This is a genomic window from Pseudomonas sp. FW306-02-D09B, assembly GCF_058782685.1.
The window spans coordinates 241,172-266,999 of the sequence record NZ_JBYSXY010000003.1; the positions used below are offsets into that span (position 1 = coordinate 241,172).

At 56.2% G+C, this 25,828-nt stretch carries 15 protein-coding genes and 1 pseudogene; 4 read left to right on the forward strand and 12 right to left on the reverse strand.

Annotation, left to right across the window (positions count from 1 at the left end; translation table 11 throughout):
• Positions 1-477: 477 nt before the first annotated feature.
• The 5 genes and pseudogenes from AC3WK5_RS07845 to AC3WK5_RS07865 all read right to left on the reverse strand — a co-directional run.
• A pseudogene (locus AC3WK5_RS07845) lies at positions 478-1,158 on the reverse strand (glycosyltransferase family 39 protein); the annotation flags it as partial.
• 174 nt (positions 1,159-1,332) lie between these two features.
• A complete protein-coding gene (locus AC3WK5_RS07850) occupies positions 1,333-2,841 on the reverse strand; it encodes a glycosyltransferase family 39 protein (RefSeq protein WP_103320024.1) in 1,509 nt (502 codons plus the stop codon).
• Positions 2,835-4,340, reverse strand: coding sequence for a glucosyltransferase domain-containing protein (locus AC3WK5_RS07855; RefSeq protein ID WP_285378527.1), 1,506 nt, complete (start codon positions 4,338-4,340; stop codon positions 2,835-2,837). The genes AC3WK5_RS07850 and AC3WK5_RS07855 overlap by 7 nt, the downstream gene beginning before the upstream one ends.
• The gene (locus AC3WK5_RS07860) at positions 4,337-5,275 is read right to left on the reverse strand and encodes a glycosyltransferase family 2 protein (RefSeq protein WP_054595849.1); all 939 of its coding nucleotides are present in this window, start codon (positions 5,273-5,275) and stop codon (positions 4,337-4,339) included. Before AC3WK5_RS07860 ends, AC3WK5_RS07855 begins: the two co-directional genes overlap by 4 nt.
• Positions 5,272-5,775: a GtrA family protein gene (locus tag AC3WK5_RS07865; protein WP_350318952.1), complete on the reverse strand. Its 504-nt coding sequence runs from the start codon at positions 5,773-5,775 to the stop codon at positions 5,272-5,274. Before AC3WK5_RS07865 ends, AC3WK5_RS07860 begins: the two co-directional genes overlap by 4 nt.
• Positions 5,776-5,946: 171 nt before the next feature.
• Between AC3WK5_RS07865 and AC3WK5_RS07870 the strand changes: the two genes are divergently transcribed.
• Entirely contained in the window at positions 5,947-7,071 is a 1,125-nt protein-coding gene (locus AC3WK5_RS07870) for an OpgC family protein (protein WP_103320088.1), read from the forward strand.
• A 222-nt stretch (positions 7,072-7,293) separates the two neighbouring features.
• Here the strand turns inward: AC3WK5_RS07870 and AC3WK5_RS07875 are convergent, their stop codons facing one another.
• Positions 7,294-8,712, reverse strand: coding sequence for an amino acid permease (locus AC3WK5_RS07875; protein WP_103320086.1), 1,419 nt, complete (start codon positions 8,710-8,712; stop codon positions 7,294-7,296).
• A 637-nt stretch (positions 8,713-9,349) separates the two neighbouring features.
• Here AC3WK5_RS07875 and AC3WK5_RS07880 point away from each other — a divergent pair.
• From AC3WK5_RS07880 to AC3WK5_RS07890, 3 genes are all read left to right on the forward strand, one after another.
• Positions 9,350-9,808 (forward strand): REP-associated tyrosine transposase, encoded by a 459-nt coding sequence (locus AC3WK5_RS07880; RefSeq protein ID WP_103320084.1) that lies wholly within the window; start codon positions 9,350-9,352, stop codon positions 9,806-9,808.
• A gap of 293 nt (positions 9,809-10,101) precedes the next feature.
• Positions 10,102-13,269: a transglycosylase domain-containing protein gene (locus tag AC3WK5_RS07885; protein WP_103320082.1), complete on the forward strand. Its 3,168-nt coding sequence runs from the start codon at positions 10,102-10,104 to the stop codon at positions 13,267-13,269.
• Between the two features lie 150 nt (positions 13,270-13,419).
• Positions 13,420-18,483 (forward strand): NEL-type E3 ubiquitin ligase domain-containing protein, encoded by a 5,064-nt coding sequence (locus AC3WK5_RS07890; RefSeq protein WP_103320080.1) that lies wholly within the window; start codon positions 13,420-13,422, stop codon positions 18,481-18,483.
• A gap of 71 nt (positions 18,484-18,554) precedes the next feature.
• Here the strand turns inward: AC3WK5_RS07890 and AC3WK5_RS07895 are convergent, their stop codons facing one another.
• The 6 genes from AC3WK5_RS07895 to AC3WK5_RS07920 all read right to left on the reverse strand — a co-directional run bounded on the left by AC3WK5_RS07895 (position 18,555) and on the right by AC3WK5_RS07920 (position 25,625).
• Positions 18,555-19,784, reverse strand: coding sequence for a hypothetical protein (locus AC3WK5_RS07895; RefSeq protein ID WP_103320078.1), 1,230 nt, complete (start codon positions 19,782-19,784; stop codon positions 18,555-18,557).
• A 131-nt stretch (positions 19,785-19,915) separates the two neighbouring features.
• The gene (locus AC3WK5_RS07900) at positions 19,916-20,416 is read right to left on the reverse strand and encodes a CS1 type fimbrial major subunit (protein ID WP_103320076.1); all 501 of its coding nucleotides are present in this window, start codon (positions 20,414-20,416) and stop codon (positions 19,916-19,918) included.
• Between the two features lie 4 nt (positions 20,417-20,420).
• Complete coding sequence (locus AC3WK5_RS07905; protein ID WP_103320074.1) at positions 20,421-21,161, reverse strand: pilus assembly protein; 741 nt, start codon at positions 21,159-21,161, stop codon at positions 20,421-20,423.
• A gap of 43 nt (positions 21,162-21,204) precedes the next feature.
• Positions 21,205-22,476 carry a hypothetical protein gene (locus AC3WK5_RS07910; protein WP_371919155.1) on the reverse strand — a complete coding sequence of 424 codons (1,272 nt, stop codon included), beginning with the start codon at positions 22,474-22,476 and terminating at the stop codon, positions 21,205-21,207.
• A gap of 31 nt (positions 22,477-22,507) precedes the next feature.
• Positions 22,508-25,030 (reverse strand): CS1-pili formation C-terminal domain-containing protein, encoded by a 2,523-nt coding sequence (locus AC3WK5_RS07915; protein WP_103320090.1) that lies wholly within the window; start codon positions 25,028-25,030, stop codon positions 22,508-22,510.
• Between the two features lie 109 nt (positions 25,031-25,139).
• Complete coding sequence (locus tag AC3WK5_RS07920) at positions 25,140-25,625, reverse strand: CS1 type fimbrial major subunit (RefSeq protein ID WP_103320072.1); 486 nt, start codon at positions 25,623-25,625, stop codon at positions 25,140-25,142.
• Positions 25,626-25,828: the final 203 nt, after the last annotated feature.

A 25,828-nucleotide genomic window follows, 5' to 3' on the forward strand; every position in this document is an offset into this window, starting at 1 on the left:
ATCTTGTTGTTGATAGATTGTATTCAACCCCATGAGTTGAACGCCGATCATCAACAAGGTCGACACCCACGCCAGGGCACGCGTGCGATGTGCTATCCGGCTGATTGCCAACGCCACAATCATCGGCAAGCCCAGCGCCGCAAAGGCCATGTACCGTTCAACAAAAATGGGAAAACCAAATGACACCAGAAAAACAATCAACACTGGCAACAGCACGTAGATAACCAGTAACAGCTCAAGTTTCAAACGGCTTCTTTCCTTGAACCCGACCCACACCACCGATGCCATTACCAGCGCCGGAAGCAGTACATAAATCGGGCTGGCAAACTCCAGTCCACTCTTCACCGTCAAAAACTTCCAGACCGCTGAAGGTAACGTATAGATCGTCAATTCAGGGATCCAGAAAATATCCCCTCCGGTCTCCAGCTTCTCCGTATTTAAAAACAGCTCATTGCCCAGGCTGATCAACCAGGGAATATAAAGAACAACAATGGCCACATTCGTGCCCCACCACGTTGGCCGCGAAAGGTAATGAAGCGTTTTATCTCGCTGAAGACGCAAGACAACGAGGTATAGCCAGTGAGACAGCAAACATAAAACAGCCAGGTAATGGGTGTATAACGCGGCCGTCATGAGCACGAGATAGCTCATCAGGTATCGGTTGCGAGCGCTTTTAAGCCAATAGACCAAGGCGATGGTTGCGCCCAGCAGCCATACCCCCTCCAGCGTATACATCCGGGCTTCCTGGCTATAGCGAACGGATATCGGTAACAAGGCCAGAAACAACCCGGCCAACAAGGCCACCCTCGGCGTGCTGATCAATCGCATCAGCCACATGCCCAACGCGACTGTCGCAACCCCCGCCAGCGCACTCAGGGCCCGAATCGCAAACACCCCTTCACCAAAAATCGCCATCCAGGCATGCAGCACCAGAAAATACAGCGGCGGATGAACGTCATGCCCCAGGTGAAACCAGATACGCCCCGGCGACTGAACCCCCACCAACGCCGAGAACGCTTCATCGGTCCAGAAATAAGGAAGGCTGATGCAGTAAAACCGAACAATGATCGCGAGCATCATGACCAGCACCCACCCAGCGTTTTCTACCGATGAGTGCAGGGATAGAAACCCCGTATCGTCACGACGCTGAAAGCGCATATTTTCTCCCCGACAACGTAAACCTGATAGAAACAGGTGCCTGTCCACGGACGACTACCCTCATCGTGAATCCGTGTTTACGCTAAACACTCTCGATAAAACGGCCTGCAGTCATCGGTAAAGGCTAGCCAAAGGAGCTGCCCCGGATTGGCTTTTTTTGATTCCTCACGGAATTCAGGGACTTACTGAAAATAATCGGACGTCCCCATCCCCTTGGATAAAGGTATCGAGCAGTCGCCAGTTTTCAGGGATGACGACCTGCTGCGCCCCGTCACCACGGCCGTCCAGCACCCACACCCGACCTGAGCCCGGTGTCAGGGTTTCAAGGTTATCGAGATAGACCTTATCTGCGTTTTGTTGAGTCAGTGTCGAGGTTAGATAGCCGTCGGGACGTCCGGAAGTGCCGTCCTTTTGAGGGGGCGTATAGAGCATCGGTGTCACGCCAGTCTTGTTGTAATACGCAAAGGGATAGTAAAGAAACCTGTTGACTACAACGACACCGTCATCGGGACGAGCAAAGGCATTGATGTAGTCTGCCAACGCATCGACCTTGTTGACTTCGGCATACACAATATGACCCCGTTGATGAACGTTATATAACCCGACACTTTCCATCGACACTATCAATAGCAACAGGACAAAAAATAACGTTTTTGCGCGCTCCCACAGAGCATCCAGTGACATCGCCAGGATCATCGGAAAGCCCAACGCAGCAAACACAAAATAACGATATATAAACAGTGGCCGAACCAGTGAGACCCCTGCAATCAATACCAACGGGAACCAGGTATAGATAACGAGCAGCGTGCTGAATCTTTTCTCACTCGTGTCCCGCATGACAATGACCGCCGACACCAGCAGCATCAATAACGGCACACTGTAGAACAGCCAGATTGATTCTTTTGGCCCATCGCTATAACTCACAAACTGCCAGAACGCTGAAACCACCGTAGGAACATCCAGCGGCGCTATCCAGTTAAAGCCGGAAAACCTTAACTGGTTCATCAGGCTCGGCACCCAGGGCATGAACAGTAAAACGACCGTTCCATTGGCCAGCCACCATGCAGGCGCTAACAACTTGCTCTGATACCTCAATACCAAAAGCCAGGCCCAGTGTGCCGCCATACACACAGCAGCAAAATAGTGAGTATAAAAACCTGCAACCATCAGTAACGTATAGATGGCAAGCGGCCAATGACTGCCTGAGTCTTTTACCCAGTAGACGAAAGCAATCGTCGCGCTGACCATTAACAGCGCAAGCAACGCATACATGCGAATTTCCTGACTGTAGCGTACCGCTATGGGCAGTAACGCCAACATGGTTCCGGCGAGCATCGCCGCCCGTCGCGTACTGACCAGACGAACCAGCCAGATGCCCAGCCCGACGGTGACGACGTCCGCCAGTGCGCTCAGGCTTCGAGCAGCAAAAACACCCTGTCCGAATAGATTCATCCATTCATGCAACAGCAGATAATACAGCGGCGGGTGCACATCCCGGGCCGTATGGAACAGGATTTGAGAGGGTGAATATGAACTCAACAGCAAGGTAAACCCTTCATCGGCCCAGACAGCGGGTTTGCTCAAGGCGTAAAAACGCACCCCTGCCGCCACGAGAATAATCAGCAGTATCCAGCACGTGCTCTGGAGAGTGCTGGCACTCGAACGGTTAACCTGGCTTACCACTTATCCTCTCCAGAAGAGGGCACTTCCTTCATAACGATAAAGCCATAATCGCCAATCACGTACATAGAATAAAATTTGCTGTCCACCACGGGCGTGTACCGTTGATACCCTACCAGCGTCGCATTTTTCCGTTCATTTTCGATAACGACATTGGTAATACCCTCTCTGAGCAGATTTTCAGACAGCATGTAAAAATCAATATTGAGTATGTATCTCAGCACCGGAATGCGCTCAAAACTTCCCTTGGCGCTTAGCAACCAACTGTTTGAATAGCTGATTGCCATGTATATCCGCTTCGCATCGCGCAAGCTTTGATGAGAAGCAATATCATAGGCCATATTAAATTCAGCGTTCAGCCCAAATTCTTTCTGCAGATTCAGTACCCGCCCATACGCATATGACATCGACAGCATACTCAGCAACGGCACAATCAATACAACACCGAGCCTGGCATCAACCATCACCAACCACTGATGAGCCAGGTAAAACAAAAACACCAGCAACACGCCAAAGCCCAATAGTGTTCTGGCGCCCTCATTGAAAAACCGGAACAACAGGGCCGAACCTGACACCAGAAAAACCAGGAATAAAACCATAAGCACATACAAAAAAAACAAAAGTATCTTATTTAACGACGTTTCTTTCCCCTGGATAATATTTCGCCCAACCCGCCCGCCTCCAACAACCGCAAACACCACCACCATCCACGCCAGCCAACGATTCCCTCCCTGAAACAGCAATCCGATTTTTCCAACTAATACGCCTACATTATTCAGGATCAGCAACAGCCCGCTCGTATTGAACGGAATCATTTCCAGGCGCTCATGGCTCATGAGTGGATAGGCCAACAAAAAATAAATGATCAAGCCTGCAACCCACTGCACCGCTTTCACTCCTGCCATTGATAATAAACAGGCAAGGGACTGCTTATTATCAAGAGCTCTCACGAACTCGATGCAGCACAGCCCCAAAAACACATTGATACTCAGTTGATACAAGCTGAGCCCCACCGCAATCAATGCGCCAGGCACCAGTACCTGAACGACGCCAGCTTTATGTTGAAATGCCACCGCATAGATCACCGCCACCAGGCTCAACGCCGTTGCCGGCCCGTCATATTGATACGATAAATTCTGTAGAAAAAACGGGTTGTACCACAGTGGCAGGAACACCAGACAGCATGAAACAGTCGGTGCTTTGTAGTAATGCGTCGTCAGTTTCATCAAGGCAAACGCCATGGCAAGCGTGGCGATCAGCAAGGGTAAGGGGAACATATCGGGCGCGCCCGAGGTGAAGCTCAAGGTGTTGTAAAACAGTTCGACCAGTAACCGTCCCTGTCCCGCCCAGCCAGTACCGGCCGCCAAGGAGCGCCAGTTATCATCTATATAGTAATAATCGACCAGTATCAGAGGGAGTACATAAATAAGAGTGGCAAGTAGATAAAATACAAACACTTCACGACCGGACAACTCCCTGCTCAATACACTCGCCACCTTCATTTCGGCACTCCTTTGCCACCCACAATATCTTTCACCACGTACCTCGGTCGGTGTTTCGATTCAATATAGATCCGACCCACATACTCACCCAATATGCCAATACCGATCAGTTGCACTCCCCCCAGGAATAAAATCGCGGTCATCAACGAAGGGTAACCTGGCACGTTATTGCCGAAGAAAATCTTGTCCAGCACCATGTAAATGGCGTAGAGAATTGCAAACAGGGAAATCGCGCTACCGACATACGTCCACAACTGCAAGGGCACTGTACTAAAAGACGTAATCCCTTCCAGCGCCAGATTCCAGAGTTTCCAGAGATTGAACTTGGTGGTACCCGCCACACGCTCGGCCCGTTCGTATTCGACGACGGCGGTATTGAACCCCGCCCACGAGAGAATGCCCTTCATGAATAACCGGTGTTCCGGGAGCGTGCGAATCACGTTCACGACCTTGCGGTCCATCAACCGGAAATCACCGACGTTCTCTTCTATCCGGGTGTAAGCGATCCGATTCAACAGGTGATAGAACAGTGCCGCGCTGTGCCGCTTCATATAACTGTCGGCGGTGCGATCATGGCGCTTGGCAAGTACCACATCCGCCCCGTTCTGCCACTCCCGGACCAACAAGGGGATCACATTGATCGGGTCCTGCAAATCGACATCCATCGGTATCACCGCATCGCCGGTGGCGTACTCCAACCCGGCAAATAACGCCGGCTCCTTGCCAAAATTGCGCGAAAAATTGATCACCAGCACATGCTCGTCCGCCAATGCGATGGCTTTGGCCTGCGCTGCCGTCTGGTCGGAACTGCCGTCATTGATGAACACGATCTCGACGTCACAATCAGCGATCGACAGTTCCTGACGAACCGCCTGATAAAACAGGTTAATCGCCTGTTCTTCATTGAATACGGGAACAATCAGCGAGATCTTCACTGCTCACGCCCCCGAAAGATGAAATATTTCGAGTAAAAAAAACCGCAGACCAGGCTGATACCCGAGAAGACCACCAACGTCACCAACCCTGGCAGCAGTAACTGATCCGCCCCATACCCCACGCCATAACTTAATACGCCCATGAACCCGACAAACAGCACATACCGTAGAACACTGGTTCTTTGTTTGAAGGTGTATCGCGCATTGGCATAAAAGGAAAAAGAAACGGCCAGGCAAAAGCTCACGAAGTTACTGGGTGCCTGACGAAATCCCATGACGGTGTGCAGAACAAAAAACGTCGACCAGTGAATCAACGTATTAAGCAGGCCAACCGACACGAATCTGGGGAAACCGTGAAATGCGGCTCTCATGTCCATTGCGTTTGTTTCCAGTCTGAACACCTGCCCAGTTGAAAGCTTGGCACCCTTGGTCCGCTTGTCTATTTTCCAGTCAACAAATAGACCAATGGCTAAAAATGCTGTTTTAGAGACGCGCTTCAACGTTCAGAGATACGCCCCCAACCCGCTCCGTTCGCCGCTGAGACATCCGGTAATATCCGGCCTTTGCAATTGCCGCCAAATCGCGCCACCCTGCGCGCCGCCGATGTGCGGCGCACAGTCTTTTGCCCCGCGGACCACCCTTTACTCACATCTGTTCAAGAGCCCGTTGTCATGACCCAAGGACGCGACCTTCGTATCGATTTCTTTCGCGGACTGGCACTGATCTTCATTTTCTGGGATCACGTGCCACACAACCCCCTTGCCCATTTCACGGTGCGCAATTTCGGTTTCAGCGATGCGGCGGAAATCTTCGTGTTTCTGGCGGGCTACGCGGCGGTGCTGGCCTACGGCAAGATTGCCCGACGCGATGGGTTGCTGTTGGCCACGGTAAAAATCCTGCGCCGCGCCTGGTTGCTGTACGTGGTGCATATCTTTCTGTTGGCGGTGCTGATGGGCATCGTGTTCTTCGCCAACAGCCACGTGGAAACCCGTGACCTTGTGCAGGAAATGGGCCTGCAATACTTCCTCAGCAACCCGCAACAGGCCTTGGTCGATGAGTTGCTGCTGCGCTTCAAGCCCAACCTGATGGACCCGTTGCCGTTGTACATTCTGCTGTTGCTCGGGCTGCCGCTGGTGTTACCGATGTTGCTGCGCAAGGCCGAGTACGTGGTCGGGTTGTCGGTGGTGCTGTACATGCTGGCGCCTTGGTTTCAATGGAACCTGGCGGCTACCGACGGTGGTGTGTGGTTCTTCAACCCAATGGCCTGGCAGTTGTTGTTTATCCTCGGTGGCGCAGCGGCAATTCACGGTCAGCGCCCCGCTGTACCGGACACCCGCACCTTGCCCCGGCAGCCACTGTTTGTTGCGGCAGCGACCTATCTGCTGATCACCGGGCTGATCGCAGTGTCGTGGAATTGGCCAACGGTGCATGACGCGTTCATGCCCCGGATGCTGGGCGAATGGCTGTACCCGATCAGCAAGACCAACTTGTCACCGGCGCGGCTGCTGCACTTTTTGGCGCTGGCATACGTCATCGCCAAGCTCTTGCCCAACAGCGGCTGGACGCAAAACTGGCTGGCGCGGCAAAGCTGCCGCATGGGCCGTTACTCGCTGGAAGTGTTTTGCCTGGGCGTGCTGCTGGCACCGCTGGCGGACATGCTCAACTCGCTGGCCGGGGATGCGTTGGTCATGCAGACTTTCAGCGCCCTGTTGGGGGCGGGATTGATGGCGGTACTGGCGGCGTGGCTGGATTGGAACAAACGGCTGAACCGGCCGGCGCAAGTGGCCGCGGTTTAGATGATCAAAGCGCACATCTGTGGCGAGGGAGCGTGCTCCCGCTCGGGGGCGAAGCCGCCGCAGAATAGATAAACACGATTTACCTGACAGACCGCAGGTTTGGGAGTACTACGCACTCCAGCGCGAGCAAGCTCGCTCGCCACAGGTAAATCGCGTTGTCCCAACCGAAACGAGAAAGCCCCGATCTTGCGACCGGGGCTTTTTCTTTACTGCGCTCGCCGCTTACGAAGCCGTGCGCACCGCAGCTTGCGTAACACCGGTCGGCTGCAGCTTGAACACATAAAACAGCACCGTCAGCAGCACCAGGAATGCAGGTCCCACGTACAGTGCGACGCGGGTGTCCGGGAAGTAGGCCATCAGGCCAACCACCAACACCAGGAACGCCAGCGCCAGGTAGGAACTCACCGGGTACAGCCACATGCGGTACTTGAGAGCGGCACGTTCAGCCGGGCTCAGACCTTTGCGGAACTTGAGCTGCGCCAGCAGGATCATCACCCAGGTCCAGATCGCACCGAAGGTCGCGATGGCGGTGACCCAGACAAAGACTTTTTCCGGCACCAGGTAGTTGAGCAACACGCCCAGCAGCAGCGCGCCGATCGACAGCAACAAGGCGCGACGCGGCACACCGTTCGAGGTTTTGGCGAAACCGGCCGGGGCCTGGCCGTTCTGCGCCAGGCTATAAAGCATGCGCCCGGTGCTGAAGATGCCGCCGTTGCAGGACGACAGCGCGGCGGTGATCACCACGAAGTTGATGATGCCGGCAGCGGTCTTGATGCCCAGGCGCTCGAAGGTCATCACAAACGGACTGCCCTGAGTGCCGATTTCGTTCCACGGGTAGATCGACAAGATCACGAACAGTGCGCCGACGTAGAACAGCAGGATGCGCCAAAACACCGAGCCGATGGCATTCGGAATAGTCTTCTGCGGGTTCTTCGCTTCACCAGCCGTCAGGCCGATCATCTCGACACCCAGGTAGGCGAACATCACCATTTGCAGGGACATCAATACGCCCTGCACGCCATTGGGCATGAAGCCGCCATGGCTCCACAGGTTGGAAATCCCCAGCGCAACGCCGTCGTTGCCGAAACCGAAGGCGATCACACCGACACCGCCGACCACCATTGCAATAATGGTGACGATCTTGATCAGGGCGAACCAGAACTCGAACTCACCGAAGGCCTTGACCGCGATCAGGTTGATCGAGCCCATGCTCACCAACGCCGCCAGCGCCCAGATCCAGCGCGGCACATCGGGGAACCAGATGCCCATGTACACCGCCACCGCGGTAATTTCCGCGACGCAGGTCACCAGCCACAAGAACCAGTAGTTCCAGCCCGTGAGGAAGCCCGCCAACGGGCCGAGATAATCTTGTGCGTAACGACTGAACGAGCCGGCGACCGGGTTGTGCACCGCCATTTCGCCAAGGGCGCGCATGATCACCAGGATCGCCAGACCACCGATGATGTAAGAGAGCATGATTGCCGGGCCGGCCATTTCGATGGCCTTGGCTGAACCGAGGAACAGACCGACACCGATACAGGCGCCGAGCGCCATCAAGCGAATATGCCGTTCGCCGAGTTCGCGTTTGAGCGGGCCGCCCTGAGCGGTCTCGCCGTGGGGCAGGTGATTGCCAACGGTCATAGGGTACAAACCTCATCTTGTTATTGGATATAGCCACCGAGTGTCGAAGTACAGACCGATAGGCCTGAACCTCCTGAAACCGGATCCACTTCATGGGTAGATACGTCTTGTAGGACAAAACCTGCAAGATCAGCGGGGCGTGCAGTATAAAAAGCTCCATGCAGGGCTTTTCACTATATAAACGACAAGATTCAGCCAGAACTCTCGGCAAAAGCGGTCCTTTCGGAGGGGCATTACCTGGGATTCAGCCTTGAACTCGCCAGCGAAGCGGCACCGAGTATTGCACAGCAATGGTGCGGCGTCATGCCCCTACCTAGGCCGTATTTACCGGCTTGATGGCTCTAGCCCGCACCTTTCACCCCTCACTCAATACTGAAGGTCATCCTGTGGCGAGGGGGCTTGTCGGAACGCCGCACCGCCCCGTTCGGCTGCGCAGCAGTCGCAGATCTGTTACACACCGTGTGTCTGAAGAGCTGGGGATGCAGGTTTTGGGGCCGCTTCGCAGCCCAGCGGGGGCAAGCCCCCTCGCCACATGAGTCCTGCTTTGGATTCAGAATATTCACGCAACAAGTAGAGAGCCGGAACCGCCAATAGAACGCTAGCGTTAATCACAAAGATGAATTCAGGAGGCAATGGATTGCCAAGCCAGCCAAACTCTCACCGCCTGCGGCTCGGTCGATATTCCGAAGCTGGACGCGCATATCTCATCACTGCAGTCATTCACAATCGCCAACCCATATTTTCCGATTGGCGGATAGGACGCCTGCTTGTCGCTGAACTGCGACGAGCTCACGACCAAGGCCAGGTAAGTTCATTGGCCTGGGTAGTAATGCCCGATCACTTTCATTGGTTACTGGAACTGCAAGATCACCAACTGAGTCACGTGGTCGGATCTACCAAGTCACGTTGCACCCTGATAGTGAACAAAACCCTGAGACGGCACGGACCACTCTGGCAAAGCGGTTACCACGACAGGGCAATACGCGACGGTGAAGACCTGCGCCCATTCGCCCGATACATCGTCGCCAACCCATTGCGGGCCGGGTTGGTGGAAAACATCGGAGACTATCCGCTCTGGGATGCAAGCTGGCTGTGAACATCTGAATCCGGAACCAAACACAGAACCCGTGGCGAGGGGGCTTGCCCCCGCTGGGCTGCGAAGCGGCCCCAAAACCTGCATCCCCAGCTCTTCAGGCACACGGTGTGTAACAGATCTGCGACTGCTGCGCAGCCGAACGGGGCGGTGCGGCGTTCCGACAAGCCCCCTCACCACAAGATCGCGATCAGACGATCGTCGGAAATTCTGCATTCACAAATTTTTCACCAGTTCCAACCAGCGACTAAGCTTCAGACAAGTCCGATCAATCTACGTAAATGGATCAATCGACTATGGGCGCTTTGTGGCAATCCGATTCGAGTGAAGCTGTTGTGCCAACTGACAACGTGGAAGAAGCGCCTTCACCGAAAAAACCTCGCCGTCGTCGTTATGGCTGGCGGCTGTTCTGGTTGCTGTTATTGATTATTCTGGTTGCGCTCGGTTGGGCAGCCTCCAAGGAAATGCGTACCTCGAAATTGCAGGCGCGCGAATTCAGCCAGTTTGCTGCATCGCTGAGTTACTCGATGCAACCGGGGCCCAGCGATTCAATTTTCTATCCGGGTGCCGGGCCTTTCGACAAGCGCCTGGGCTACAGTTCTCTGGGTGAGTTTTTGCCGCGCTTGCTCAAGCGTGGCTACATGATCTCCGCGCAAACCCGTTTCTCACCGAAACTGTTCAACTACAGCGAAAAGGGCTTCTTCGTGCCCTACGCGGAAAAAATCCAGGCCGGTTTATCCATTACCGACTGCCGCGCCCTGCCCTTGTATCAGTACAACTATCCGCAGCAGCTGTATTCGAGCTTTGCCGCGATCCCGCCGCTGGTGGTGCACAGCCTGCTATTCATCGAGAACCGCGACCTGCTCGACCCCAAACAACCCCTGGCAAACCCCGCTGTGGACTGGCCGCGTTTTGGCAAGGCGGCCTGGTCGCAAATCGCCAAACTGCTGCACCTGCCCGGTCAGACTGCTGGTGGTAGCACCCTGGCCACTCAGCTGGAAAAATACCGCCACTCACCCGATGGCCTCACGGTGTCGGGCAGCGAGAAAATCCGCCAGATGATTTCCGCCAGCGTGCGCGCTTATCAAGATGGCCCGCAAACCCTCACGGCTCGTCAAAATATCGTGCGCGATTACCTCAACAGCGTGCCGCTGTCGGCGGTGCCTGGTCATGGTGAAGTGCATGGCATGGCCGAAGGGTTGCGCGTGTGGTACGGCGCCGATTTCAATCAGGTCAATAAAGCCCTGACGAGTGTTGCCAGTGACCCGCTGAGTCTGTCTCAACGCGGTCTGGCCCTGCGTCAGGTACTGTCGCTGATGATCGCCCAGCGTCGGCCTTCACATTACTTGGCCAATGGCCGTGACGAACTGGCAGAACTCACCGACAGCCACATCCGCCTGCTCGCACAAAACGGCGTGATCGACGACCCGCTGGCCGCTGCCGCACTGGCCAGCAAGGTGACCTACCGCGACTGGCAACAACAGCCGACCATTCAACCGATTGAATCCAACAAAGGCATCAGTGTGGCGCGCAGCCGGCTGGCCGCCCTGCTCAATCGTCCTTTGTATGACCTCGATCGCCTTGACCTGTCGGCCACCAGCACCTTGCAGTACGACCTGCAAACCAAGGCCACCGCGTACCTCAAGCATTTGGCCGACCCGACCTACGCGGCGCAATTGGGCCTGCTTGGCGAACACTTGCTGACCCCCACCAGCACGACCCAGGTGCGTTACAGCTTCACCCTGTTCGAGCGGACCCCCGATGGCTCGCGGGTGCGCGTGCAGACCGACAGCACCGATCAGCCCTTCGACATCAACGAAGGCAGCAAACTGGAACTGGGCTCCACCGCCAAACTGCGGGTGTTGACCTCCTACCTGCAAATCATCTCCGAACTGCACGACCGTTATGGCGACCAGTCACCGGCCGAGCTGAAAAAAACCGCGGTCCCCGAGCAGGACGTGATTAGCCGCTGGGCCGTTGACTACCTGATCCAGAACTCTGACCGCAGCCTGCCGAAAATGCTCGACGCAGCGCTCAACCGTACGTACTCGGCCAACCCCGGCGAGTCATTTTTCACCGGTGGCGGTCTGCACACCTTTCACAACTTCCGCAAGGAAGACAACGGCCGTAGCCCGACCCTGCGCGATGCCCTGCGCGAATCGATCAACCTGCCGTTCATTCGCCTGATGCGCGACCTGGTGCGCTACAGCACTTACTCGGGGCCCAACAGCAGCGGCCAGTTGCTCAGTGACGATGACAACCCGCGGCGCCAGGAATATCTGGCGCAATTCGCCGACCACGAAGGCACCGCGTTTTTACTGCGCTTCTGGAAGAAGTACCAGAAAAAAGACACCCAGGCTCGCCTCGAGACCTTCCTCGACAGCATGCACCCGACGGCGATTCGTCTGGCCGCGGTGCACCGTTACCTGCTGCCTGAAGCCAGTCAGGAAAGCTTCAACAGCTTTGTCCGCGCACACCTGAAAACGGCCAAAAATACCGATAAGAATATCGACAGAACCGCCGGCAAGATCAACGAAAAGCTCACGGACGAGCGCCTGGAAAAACTCTATAAAACCTACGGACCAGGCGCCTTTGACCTGCCCGATCAAGGCTTCATCGCCAAGGTCCACCCACTGGATCTGTGGCTGATGGGCTACTTGCTGAACCACCCCGACGCCAAGTTCAGCCAGATCGTCAAAGCCAGTGAATTCGAGCGTCAGGAAGTCTACAGCTGGCTGTTCAAGAGCCGGCACAAGAGCGCTCGCGACAGCCGCATCCGGACCATGCTGGAGATCGAAGCCTTCCTCGACATTCACCAGCGCTGGCAGAAAGTCGGCTACCCGTTCGACCACCTGGTGCCGTCACTGGCCACCGCCATCGGCAGCTCCGGCGATCGGCCAGCGGCTCTGGCAGAGCTGATCGGGACGATCCTCAACGATGGCGTGCGGATGCCGACCCTGCGCATCGACAGCCTGCATTTCGCCGCCGGCACGCCGTATGAGACAACGGTGATCAATGACCCGGACAAAGGCAAACGCGTGATGCCGTCCGAAGTGGCGACGGCGATGCGCGAAGCGTTGTCGCAAGTGGTCGACGCCGGTACCGCCAAACGGGTCGCCGGTACGTTCAAACTGCCAAACGGCACCCCGCTGGCCATGGGCGGCAAGACCGGCACCGGTGACAACCGCATTGAAGCCTTCGGCTCCGGCGGACGGGTGCTGAGCTCGAAATCGATCAACCGCACCGCCACGTTCGTGTTCTACATTGGCGAGCATCACTTCGGCACCCTCACCGCCTTCGTGCCTGGCGCCTCGGCCGAAGCCTTCAAATTCACCTCGGCGTTGCCGGTGCAGGTACTCAAGGGCATGGCACCGATTCTCACACCGTATTTGCAACCGGGGAGCAACACGCTGTGTTTGCCTGTCAACGTAGCGCAGCGCAGCGCTGATGAAGCAGAACATTAAAGAAAGGTAGTAATTAGTTGTTTTCGGCATTGTAAATTTCAATGCCTTATCCGCGCGAACACCTGTTTAACAGTTGAATTTCAGACTTTTACTTTGAGCCCCGGGCGTTAGGCTGATACTCCCGATAATGACTCAAGGTTTATTAAAAGCATGTCTGACTTACAAGGAAGTATCTCTGCTCGCCAGTCACTGGAGGCAAGTGATAATAAAGGTCGCCATTACGACTTCATCAAGAGCCGGATCCACCCCGCGTTCAAGAACACTTCATTGCAAAGGGTTCGGGAGCTTAGCCTCACAAAAACACGGGCTGCGCAATGGATAACCACAGCCACAGACTTCGATCACACGCTGTTACAAGAGGCCAACCTTAAACTCTGGTCCGCTCAAAACAAGGTGGACCGGTTTATTGATAAGTTACAAGATATTTATGAGTTCGCAGAACCCCTACTCACCCATGCACTGATAAAACAGTTCGGCGTCAATGCCAATATCAGAACCACTTACTTGCACCTCTATCTACCCAAGGAGCGCCCTTGGTATGTCATCAACACATCCGGCGGCGTAGTCACCCGAACCGTTTCGCTGCTGGACGCCGCCTTACACAACTTCGCGCGTACTGAAACCTGTGAGCCAGACTCCGACTTCATCAGCCAGCCCGATGCTCGCGGGCACTTCGACATCCTGGCGATCAAACGCAAAATCTCCATCGCCCAGTTCCAGGCCCTGTGCCGCGAACTGGACATTGGCGCGCGCTATACCCAATACCTCGAAGAACAGTTGCTGCCCAGTGACGGCCTCGCACAGGGCTTTTTGAAGCTCAACATTGTCGAGAGCGAAAAAGCCGCCTTTAAAGCGGCTGCGCAACAGGCGGTGATGACCGGCGACATCGACGCCGATGCCCGCGACCTGATCCTGATGATGCTCGATGGCCAACGCAACCTCACCCGCAAAGGCCGGGTGATGCAGTTCGCTGAACTGTCCATCCTGGACAGCCTCCTGACCGGAATCGTGTTGATTACACCGCGCCCGGAACAAAAAATCCGCGACGTTACGCCAGTGATCGCTTACGTCCCGCAGGACCCTGAGCATCCACTGAAAGAGTACCCGTCAACCGTCGCGTTCATGAATGAACTGACTCGCCAACTGCGCGACAACGACGTCATATCGTCCACAGGAATGACTTACCAGCAGTACTTCAGTCGGTTCGTCGATCAGCAACAGCGCGGGCATTTTTTCGGCGGGTTGCAACAACGCCTGTTCGAGGTGAAATGGCATCAGAAAGAACCGCTGGACCAGAGTCCCAGCTGGCAGGAAGTCCCGGTCACCAAGCCCAATCTGCAATTCAGTGCCGCACCGATCACCGGCGAATTCTGGGAGTACCTTTACCAGCAAAAACTGAACAAGATCCTCAATGACGCCCGACACATTGCCGTGTCCACCGCCGACACCGATCGCAACGCCCGTTGGGCCTGGTGGGACAATTTCAAAAAAATAGTCTCGGACCTCTTCAACGTCGCGCTGATGATCGCCATCCCCTTCGTCCCGGGCCTGGGCGAATTGATGATGGCCTACACCGCTTACCAGATTGCCAGCGACGTCATCGAGTTTGTCGTGGACCTGACCGAAGGCCTGTGGATCGAAGCCGCCGAGCATATCGTAGGCGTGGTGACCGACGTCATTCAGCTGGCGGCCTTTGCGGCGGGCGTGCAGATTGGCCAGTTCGCTCGCTTGAAGCTCTCGCCGTTGATCGAAGGCATGAAACCAGTGGAACTGCCCAACGGCCAGCCCCGCCTGTGGCACCCCGATCTCAAACCTTACGAACTGCCGGACTACACGTTACCGGCCAACTCCAGGCCTGACGCGTTGGGTATCCACTCCCACGAAGGCCAGGACATTCTGCCGCTGGATGAAAAACATTACGCCGTGCAGCAAGACCCGAAAACGGGTAGCTATCGCGTCAGGCATCCACACCGTTCCAACACCTATTCACCGCAGTTGAAACACAACAGTCTCGGTGCCTGGACCCACGAAGGCGAAAATCCACGCGCGTGGGCAAGCCCGACACTGATGCGTCGTCTCGGCCACTCCGTGGACGCTTTCAGCGACGCAGAGCTGGAGCAAGTTCGCATCGCCAGTGGTACCGACGACGCTGCCTTGCGTCGGATGTACGTCGACAACACGGCCCCGCCACCGTTACTGGACGACAGCCTCAAACGCTTGAACATCCAGCGCCAGACCCGGCAAACCATTCAGCGGATTCGAACAGGCCGGTCTCTGGACCCATCGTCTTACTGGTTTGAACCGCTGGCGACTTACCTGGACGGCTGGCCTTCGGATAAAGCCCTGAGGGTCTATGAAAACCCCGATATGTCGGGCCGTTTCAGCCAGTACGGCAATACCGAAGCGACTGACGAGCAGACCCTTTCCACTAGTCGGTCCTATCTCCTGAGCGACCGGTTTGCGCCAAACCTTGTCGAGTTCCTCAGCGAAGAACAGCTGCAAGCCGTGCTCGGTGGGCCAACCGCCAACAACGAACAGGTGCAAGCGCTGCGTAATCGTCTGGCGGACGAAGCGAATCGGCTGAACGCCGATATCGTCAATCAGCTGTATCAGGGGGCAGAAGAGTCCGACGATCCGCAGGTCCGGCTCATTCGCCAGGCATTTCCAGAGCTGCCGTCCCGAGCGGCACAGACGTTGTTGAACAGTAGCGAGGGTGCAGACCTCGTGCGCATGACTCAGGAGCAACGCCTACCGTTGAGCCTCAAGATCCGCGCGCGTGAAGCGGCCTTCGAAGCCCGGACCAACCATGCGTACGAAGGCTTTCACGATGGGGCGCAGTGGGTGCCCGAAACCGAAAGCCTGGTGCTGAATGCGCTCAGGATTCATACCGATACGTTCGCGCAATTGCGCATCGAGGTTCGCGAAGGCGGCGATGCCGGACCACTGCGTGGCAGTGTGGGTGCGCAGGACGCGTCGACGGTCCGGATACTGGTCAAGGATGACGTGAACCGATTCGAAGTCTGGGACACTGAAAACCACAAACTGCATGAAGCCGCTGACTTTTTCGAAGCCGTGCTCAAGGCCTTGCCGGAAAACCAACAAACGCAATTGGGTTATCGGCCTGGCCAGGGTGCATTTTTCAAGCAATGGGTGATGGTCAAGACCGAGACGCCTGCCGAACGCCGCACAGCGCTCGCCGCACCGCCGATCCGTCCGTTGGCTGACCATGAAGACATGCTGCTGTTGCGCGGTCCCGGCTTTTCCACCACCGCTGCCACGCTCGACGAACGGGTGCAGGACATCTACCCCCACTTCAACGACAGGGAGGTCAATACCTTTGTTCGATCCCTGGGCTCGCAAGAGCAAGGGCATCAGACACTGACACGACTGGACCGCGAACTGGATGATCTTCGCGTGCTGCTCCATCGCTGGCGATATCGGCAACCCGATACGTGGGGGCCGGATCGACAAGGGTTCGTGCGCGGCGGCGGGCTACACATTTCCGAACGGCTCGTCGATTGTTTTAAAAGAAAACCCACTGTCTTCGGCGAACGCAGTATCACCGTCGACGGTGGCTATGCGCTGGATCTGTCAACAGAGTTCGATGTTCTTGACCTCGACCGCTGGTGGAAAGAACTGCCGGATATCAAACACTACCTCGATCAGGTCACAACCTTGAACCTGGATCGCAGTAACTTCTCCGTAAATTCCTCCGGCCTGTTGAAAGACTTTCCGCATCTTCGGCAATTTAGTGCGCGAAGCTGCGAGTTGACGAAACTCCCCGAAAGCGTGGGCAACATGCACTACCTGCGGACCTTGAGACTGATGGACAACAACATCACGTTGACGCCATCCGCGGTCGAGCAGGTGCGAAACCTGACCCACATGGAAACACTCAGGCTCGACGACAATCCTCACTTGGGAATGCTGCCGAACGTGGAACGCATGCCTAAACTGAAAATCCTCAGTTTGAGCAACACCGGCGCAACGGCCTGGCCTGAAGGCCTGTTCAAGAAGCTGCGCCCGCGAGGTTTTTTCCTGGACCTGATGGAAAACCCGCTCGCCGAAATACCGGTCGTCATTGCCGGGTCCGAAGACGCCCGCATCGTGGCGCGCACGCGACTGTTCACTACGTCCCTCCCGGATGCCATCCGCATTGCTTACAAGGACTATCGAAAATCGGTTGGAATAAGCCCCGATCGCCCCTATTCCGCAGCGGCTGCGCAAGCCATCGAGTTCTGGCCAATGTCCGACGACTCCCATTGGTGGAGCACGAGGGCGACCGGGCTGGGCACCTTCCGGCAAGAAGCCTGGCACGACTTGATGACCGAACCGGGTTCTGAAGGATTTTTCTCGCTGATCCAGAAGCAGACCCGCTCGGCCGATTACCGGGCCGGCGATGAATGGCGCAAACAGCTCAGCAGCCGGGTATGGCGAATGATCGAGGCCATCGACCTGGACAGCGAGTTGCGCAAGGAACTGTTCGAGATGGCGACAGCGCCTACCACCTGCGCTGATGCAGGGGCACAGGTGTTCAACCATATGGGCATCAAGGTGCTCGCGTCCGAAGCCTATGCCTTGTCGACGTCAGGCGCGGCCCTTGAAAGCCGACTGGTCAACCTGGCCAAAGGCGCCGCTCGTCTCGCACGGGTGGATGACATTGCACGTGCCGATTTCGGCAGCCGGCCGGGTAATCCCGATGAGGTTGAGGTGTACCTCGCCTATGAAAGCGGTCTGGCTCAACGCCTCGATTTGCCGTGGCAATCGGCGATCATGTTGCATCGACGAGTGGCTGGCGTGAGCGCAAAAAACCTCGACACGGCCTTCAACACAGTGATGTCGATGGAAGCCGGCGATGGCTTGATCAACGACATGCTCGAACAGCCGTTCTGGGAGAATTACCTGCGCAACACCTACCCGATCGAATTCAGGCGCAATGCCCGACTGTACGAAAACAAGACCGACCTGCTGGATGAGTTGCGCGAAGCTCAACACGCCTGGGCCCGTTCCGAAGGCATGCAGATTGCTCAACGACGGGCACTCAAACAGCGTGTCCAGGACCTCGCCCGGCAATTTAACGTCGACGACAGCGTGGTACTCACCAATGAGGACATGACTGATGAGGCCTATGGCAGGTTGTTGAACGACATCGGCTACGAGGAGAAGCAGCTGAGCAGGCGGTTGACGCGCGAGGCGTTGCGCAAGGCCGTGTAGAGGTAACCCGCCCTGAAGGCTCGCAGACCCGCTTTCAGGGCTTTACAGGCAAACCGGTTCACGCCTCACGGTTATCCCACTTCGGAGTCCCAGATCACCGTGATACTCCCGGAATAGTTGGCCGCTTCGCCGGGTTTCAACATGTAGTCCACGTAATAGCGTGCAATCTCGAAGTGCAAAACACCTGGAGCCCGATCCACATAAAACCCGGGTTTGAATGCTTGCGCATTCACCTCGCCCACGTGCAACGGACGACGTTTGACCGGTTGCCCGCTGACGTCCGTCAAGCCGTTGGGCAGGCTGACACTGAGCTGCACCGTGGCTGCGCGTTGTGAAACCGGATCACGAATCATGCAATCGAACAGCCCCGTAATCTGGCACTGCACGAGCATCTTGACACGACTCGACGCCGAAATATTGAACGTCTGATCACGGAACAGCCGCGTTGGCTTGCGCCCCTGAGTCAGCCAGGCCTGCCAGCCGCCCGGTGGCACCAGTTCAACGCGATTGCCGCCCGGTGGAATCTCGACCTTGAGCGTATGTTCGACCGTCAGGGTGAAGTTAAGGGTTATCAAATCATCATCGGGCAACAAGATGTCGCCCATGTCGAAGTCTTTATGAGGCCCGACGGTATAGTTCAATACACCCCGGTAAGTGCCGGCCGACATCTTTAGCGGATCGGGTGTCACCAGTTCATAGGAGAAACTTGCCTCCTGATAGGCAAACTGGAGTGACTCAGGAATCAGCTGCTGTGCTTGTTTCGAGCAAACACCTGCATTAGCCGGCACTCGCCAAAAAAAAGCGTAGTACAAGGCATGACCATAACCCACTCCGCCATAAACACAGGGTGGCGGAGCATATACCCAGCCACTCTGCCAGACACCGGGTGTAAGAGGCGCTTTGATCGTATAGGCCGCCCCTATCCCGTTGATGCGCATTTTAACCGTCTCGGGTTCACCGGTACTGTCATTGATGACCGTAACCTCCTTCCAGGAGGAGGGAACCCGGAACATGGGGCCCCGGCGTTCGTCATGCAACGGCTGAATGGCCGCGACAGACCTGAAACGAATCGGCAAGGCGATGCTGAAGACCCCGTTTTCGCAAAAAGACGGATGATCGCCACAATAACCGCCTTGTGGTGTGGTGTTTTCGAAAGCATTTTGCATCGGCTTTGCCGGATCAGGCCGGAACATTGCGCTCATTTCCACGGTCACCGCTACCACCGGTGTAGTCAGTACTGCCAACAACACACCGGCAACCATCGATGCCTTCGCAGGCTTCAATGCCCTTATTACCTTCATGGCTCACAAACTCCCTGCAAAAACGGTTAAAGGACTGCACTCAAAGACATAAGTATCGGCACTTCTTTTTGTTCTAACGCTTGTGGTCGCGTGGCGGGATCGTCTCGTGCAATGGGCGATCTTGTCCGGCCTCAAGCACCCGCCAACACCGCATTGAAAATCATGTTGACGCTGCCAAAATAATTGCCGGGCTTGTACACCCCATCGGTGGGTGGCATCGGCACTACTTCGAGCAATACGCGTTTGCCGAGAGCGGCGTCAGTCAAAGAAACCACTTCGCTGCTCTCCTGCTCGCTCAACAACTTTCCGTTAAACGACACGCGCAAGTTAATGTCATGCGCATCGGTGCCGTTCGACAGATACGGCCGGCCTTCAAGCCGCGCGTTGATCGAGCCCGCTTCGTTCTTCACGTCGAAATACTTGCGCAAACTGCCCAGCTTCGAGGCCGACAGGTTCCAAGGCAGTTGTTGCTCCTGATGAATCCAGCCTGAATCAGCGGGAATCACATAAAACCCCAGGGAAGGAACAGAGACCGACACTTCAAACTGATGAACCTCCCGAGCGGCGAAGGCCGAAGCACTGGCCAAGACGAAAGCGGCGGACGAAAACACCAGGAACGGTTTCTTGAACATGGCGTTATCCCTTCACGTCGAGTGTTTTGCTGTTCTCGCCTTCAACCAGAGTGAAGCGGTATTCGCGACCGGCCTGTTTCTCGAACTGAAAGGTCCGGCCCCCGAGGATGTGATGCTTGGTCGTCGGCTGGCAGTCCTGCTCGTTTTTCACCGCGCAGTCCTTGAACTCATCGATCACCACCACGCTGTTGCCGTTGTTGCGAATCCGGTAGTTGCGCGCGTCGTTCTCGATCGCGCTGTCGAAGCGGGTTTCCTTGGGGCGCACGAAAAATACCGTGCCGTACCCGGCCAGCACATTGACCCCGGCGGACAGGCCTTTCTTGTAATCTTCACGTTCTTCGCTGGAGACGGCGAACTCGTCTTCCTTCTCCGGAACCACCGGTACGAAACGCACCCGGAAATACCGTTCTTTCTCACGCTCGCCCATATACAACAGGCGCGTGCCCTGCATGCCATTGGCCGGCACGATCAATCGGGCCGGGCTGGCCATCAAACCATCACGCGCGGTGGCGTCGGCCTGGGTTTTGAGCGGCTCTTCCCGTGCGCTGCCATCGGCGTCATAAATAATTTCGAGAATATTGACCTTGACGAACGCGGTGCTGTCACCCCCGTTGAACACGCGTTTCAAGTAAGTACTTTTGTCCCCGTCCAGATAGTCATACACCGTCCCGACATTGATGCTCGGGCCGGCATGAGCCGTTTGGGTAAATAAGCAAAAACCAAATAATGCCACCAGGTGTTTCATCGTCCTGTCCCTCGTTGAATGAATGCTGCAATGGCGCGACGCACTAAACTTCTGAATCCCAGATAACCGTCACGCTTCCCGAGTACTGCCGTTGTGATCCGGGACGAATCATCTCTGCCACTTCGCTTGAAGGAATCTCGAAATGCAGGGTTCCCGGTTTACGGTCGACATAAAAACCCGGCTGGAACATTTTGGTAGTACTGCCATCACGCAGTAACTGCCGACGACTGACAGACTGTCCGCCCGCATCGGTCAAGCCATGGGGAAGACTGACGCTGACGTTCAGCGGTACGACATGACCGGTCACCGGCTCTCGCAATGAACAGGTCTTGCCATCCTGGGTGTATTCACACTCCAGATTCATCTTGAAGCGCGAACTGGCCGTGATATTGAAAGTCTGGTCGCGGGACAGACGCGTGGGTTTGCGGCCCTGTTGCAACCAGGCTTGCCAGCCACCTTGCGGCACCAGTTCAATCCGGTTGCCGCCCGGCGGAATCTCGACTTTGAGGGTGTGTTCGACTGTCAGGGTGAAGTCGAGCTGAATGATGTTGTCCGACGCCACGACGACATCCCCCAGATCGAAGTCGCCACCGGGACCAATGGTGTAGACCTGCGTGCCCTGGTAGACACCCGAGGACATCTTCAGCGGATCCGGCGTACGCAGTTCGTAGGTGAAATCCAGATACCGATAACTGAAACCGGGAATAAGAAATTTGGCCTGTTTGGCACACACCGCTTCTGTAGGGGTCAGCCAGAAAAATTCGAAGCCCGTGAAGCCGTGATGGCTAATAGGTCCGATTGCCATGCAGGGACTGGGCGCAAGTTGCCAATGATCGGTTGCCCACAACACCCGATGGGAAAAGAACAAATTCGACTCGCCCGTGATCTCCCTCACATCGTCGCTAAGATGATAAACAGCGCCCATCCCTGCAATACGAACTTCTACTGTGGTCACTTCGCCCGTTTCACGGTTGGTGACCATTAATGAACGCCACGCGGCTGGCGTCTTGATCATCGCGCCCTGTCGTACGTCTGGATGGTTGGGCTGGATGGGGGCGATGGACTCAACACCTGCCATATGTGAGCGCAGACTGAAAATATTGTGAGCCTTACAGGTGGCTGATTGACTAATGCAGAATCCTTCATTACGCGTCGTATTCCTGAATTCGTTTTTCTGCGGATTGCTCGGGTCTGGGTTGAAAGTGGCAGTGATCTGTTTAACCACCGCTCCCGCCTGCAACGGCGTGACAACCAGGCAGGCCGCGATGAAACACGTTCTTGCCGTGCGCCATGGCACAGTCAATAAACTCATCATTTTGTGAACTCCAGACATTGAGCGGCCTTCATCAACCGGCGCTCTGCACGGCATCGCCAACGTCCGCCAGCGTGTCCGGCGTGCAGCGCAAATCCCCGATCATCAACACATTGTTTTCAGTTCGCCCACGGCTCGGGTCCAGCCGGAACTGACACAGCAACTGATTGCCATGACGCACTTCGAGGGTCGGTGAACCGGCGTTCATTTCCATCGAGAAGAAACCGTCCACTTCGCTGACCCCACGGCTGGCGTGGTTGATGATGTGATGGCCCTTGAGTGGATTGCCCTGGGGGTCGATCAGGCGACCGAGCACGGTGAGGGTTTGCATCACGCGAATCTGCCGATAGCCCACGCCGCCCTTGTTCAGGTGATAGCTGGAACGGGCCGGTTGAATGGTCGCGGCGGGGACGTCGGTGCCCTCGAAATCAAAACTGACCGAGCTGCTTTTGTAAGCCGTGATCGGCACAAAATTGCGCCCCGGTTTGAGCACCGCACTGCCACCGCTCAAATCGTCGGCGCGCAGGGTAATGCCGTCGATGTCCGATTCGACATCGATGATCATGCCCGCACCACTGCGGTGGTATTGGCTGGTCATGACCATTTTTTTTCCGCCAACGGCCACGGTGCTGTCCAGGTTCAAACCGCCGGTGAGGTCGTTGTTGAACGACGAGCGCTGGATAAACCCGTCACCGTTGACCAGGTCCGATTGCATCGACGCCATCGCGTTCAAACCGATGCCATAGGTGTCGGTGATCGCCGTGGCCGAGACGCTCTGCAACAGGTGATCCTGCAAGTCTTTGCGGTAGGTCAGCGAGGCATTGTTATCGCGCCCACCATCGCGATCGGTGCGGGTGCCGATGCTGCCGGACCACTGCTCTCCCGGGCCGCCCAGCGCGATGTTCACACTCAGGTCGAGGCCGCGATTGCGGTCATTGCCCGAGCTGAAACTGCCCGGACGGTCGAACAACGACAGGCGCCAGTTGGCATCGCTGCCGAACAGTTGAGTGCGTTGGTTCCATCCCAGATCCAGGCCGACGCCTTCGGTGTTGCCCTCGCTGTGGGACACCCGGGCATTGACCGAACTTTTACTGGTGAGTCGATGATTCAACGATAAGGAAGAGTTGCTGGTCTGACCGATAAAGAGGTTGCGCTGCCGCACGCGCGTGCCGTCCGGCAGGGTGTCATATAGCCGAGTGGTGTCGAGCCAGCTGCGGTTATGGCTGGCGACGAGGCTGCCGCTGCCATAGGAATACAGTCCCTGCACATCGAGGCCGGTGCCGTAGTCTTCGGTTCTGTAGACGTTGGCGAAAAGGCTGGCGTTGTTGACGATCGTCCAGTCAACCGACGTGCCATATTGCAGCGAGTCGCGCACCTGCCGCCCTGTCAGGCCGAGGATCACACGCGGGTGCCACAGGAAGTTGAATGCGGCACCGGCGGTCATGTCGCCAGCGGCCTGCTGTTCCCAGTTGCTGAGCAATTTGGATTCGCGACCGGCGAACAGGTTGTAGCGCCAGCGCTCGTCATGATTGCGCCAATTGCTCGGCTTGTAGACCAGCTCCAGCGTGCTGGAGGTGATCTGGCCGTCTTCGATCAGGCGCACTTCCACTTCATAAATCCCGCCGGGCAGCGGACGCGTATCGAGGGTCTGCAACCCTGCCGGGACTGCCTGAGTGTTGATCAGCAATCCGTCACGGTAAATTTCCACAGAGCCCAGTCGATTGGCCGTGACATAGATCGGATAAACCGCCGGTTTCGGATTATTGATGGCCAGGCTGTCGGAGCTGCCATACATGACGCCCAATGCGACATCGGGGCTCGCGCCAAACGTACGCGGCTGACGGGTCAGGCCTTCGGAGGTGGGCGTGAAATAGCCCAGGCGCAGAAAGTTGCCCTGCAATTCACGCTGGGTGAAAAGCTCATGCACCGCGTAAAAGGTCTGGTTGTCGACACCGCCCAGGCGCGACAGCTGCATATTGACCGCTTGGGTCCAGTTGCCCAGGCTGCTACTGGCTTCCAGACCGTAACGACCCCCGAGGTCCTGGTTCTGGCCACCATTGAGGTTCAACTGGTTGCGCACGATCAAGCCAGTGCTGCCGCCTTCGGGCAGGTTGTAATACTGCTGCACTTGATCGTCCCGTTCGGCATTCTCCGTGAGAATCGACACCAGCGAGTTTTCGAGGCTGTAGTGCACGGCCAACAGTTGTTCGGGGCAGTTGGTTTGGCAGGCGCCCAGCGCCACGCCTTGTTTCAGATAGTGGGCCCAGGTGTCGCGTTCGCTGGGCTTGATTGTGCTGTCGCCGACATCATTGAAGTCAACCAGGGTGATTCGATCGTCGCGGGTCAACACGACCATCGCCTCACCGAGAAACTGTTGATCAAGTTCCACGCGCACCGCCAGCGGCACATCAAAGAAGTGCTCTTCGAACTCGCTCGGTAAACCCTTGGCTTGCGCAAGCAAACTTCGAGGTGTGTGGCCGTTGTCCGCTGGCGCGGCCAGGGCGGTTGCACAAAAACATAGGGCAAGCGCCGTCGCGATGGGAGTCATCGGGAACATGAACGAAATACTCTGAAGATAAGTGCGTTGAAACCCGATCGACAGGCAGTGATTACCCATCGACCGGTAAGTGTTAACGAATAAGGCCGAGCCTTAAGTCATGGCTGACTTAGATGCGCGGAACGGCATCGAAGATCACGACTGGATTGGCCGTGTAAAGACCTTTCTGAAAGCTGACAGGCGCGGAGGCGGTAATCACCAGATCAGCCCGCATGCCCGCGTTGGATTCGGTATCGCCGACCACTTCTTTAGGAAGACCGCCCAAGACTACGCCGTTGAAGGTGTAGGTCATCGGGATGTTGTTGTTGCCGTTGTACAGGGGTTGCGGACCACCTTCCACATACGCATGGACCGAACCGAGGGTGTGGCGGATATCGTAAGCCGCACGGAGCGGGCTCAAGCGCTCGCTTATCAAGTCGTAGGACATTTTTTCATCTTTACCGAAGTCAGGATTCACTGGCTGGGCGTGGAATACTTCGGTAGGGATAAAAGCGCTGATGTTGATGGACGAACGCGCTTGTTCCGCAGCGAACGCCATCGAAGAGCTGAGGGCCAGGAGGGTCATCGGAACGGCGACTGCAAACTTCTTGAACATTATTAAGTACCTGTTTATTTCAAAGGATTGGGCCGAGAAAAGTCTTGAAATGCGAATACCACTCAATACAACGATGGCGATTTCTCTTAACTTTCGACGCCGGAGAATGATCGCCAAATCCGTTGAGAAAGTAAGTACGCAACTTCCTAAGCTCAGGTAGTAACAACGACTTTCGAGCAGCAGGATAAAAGTCAAAAAAGTAC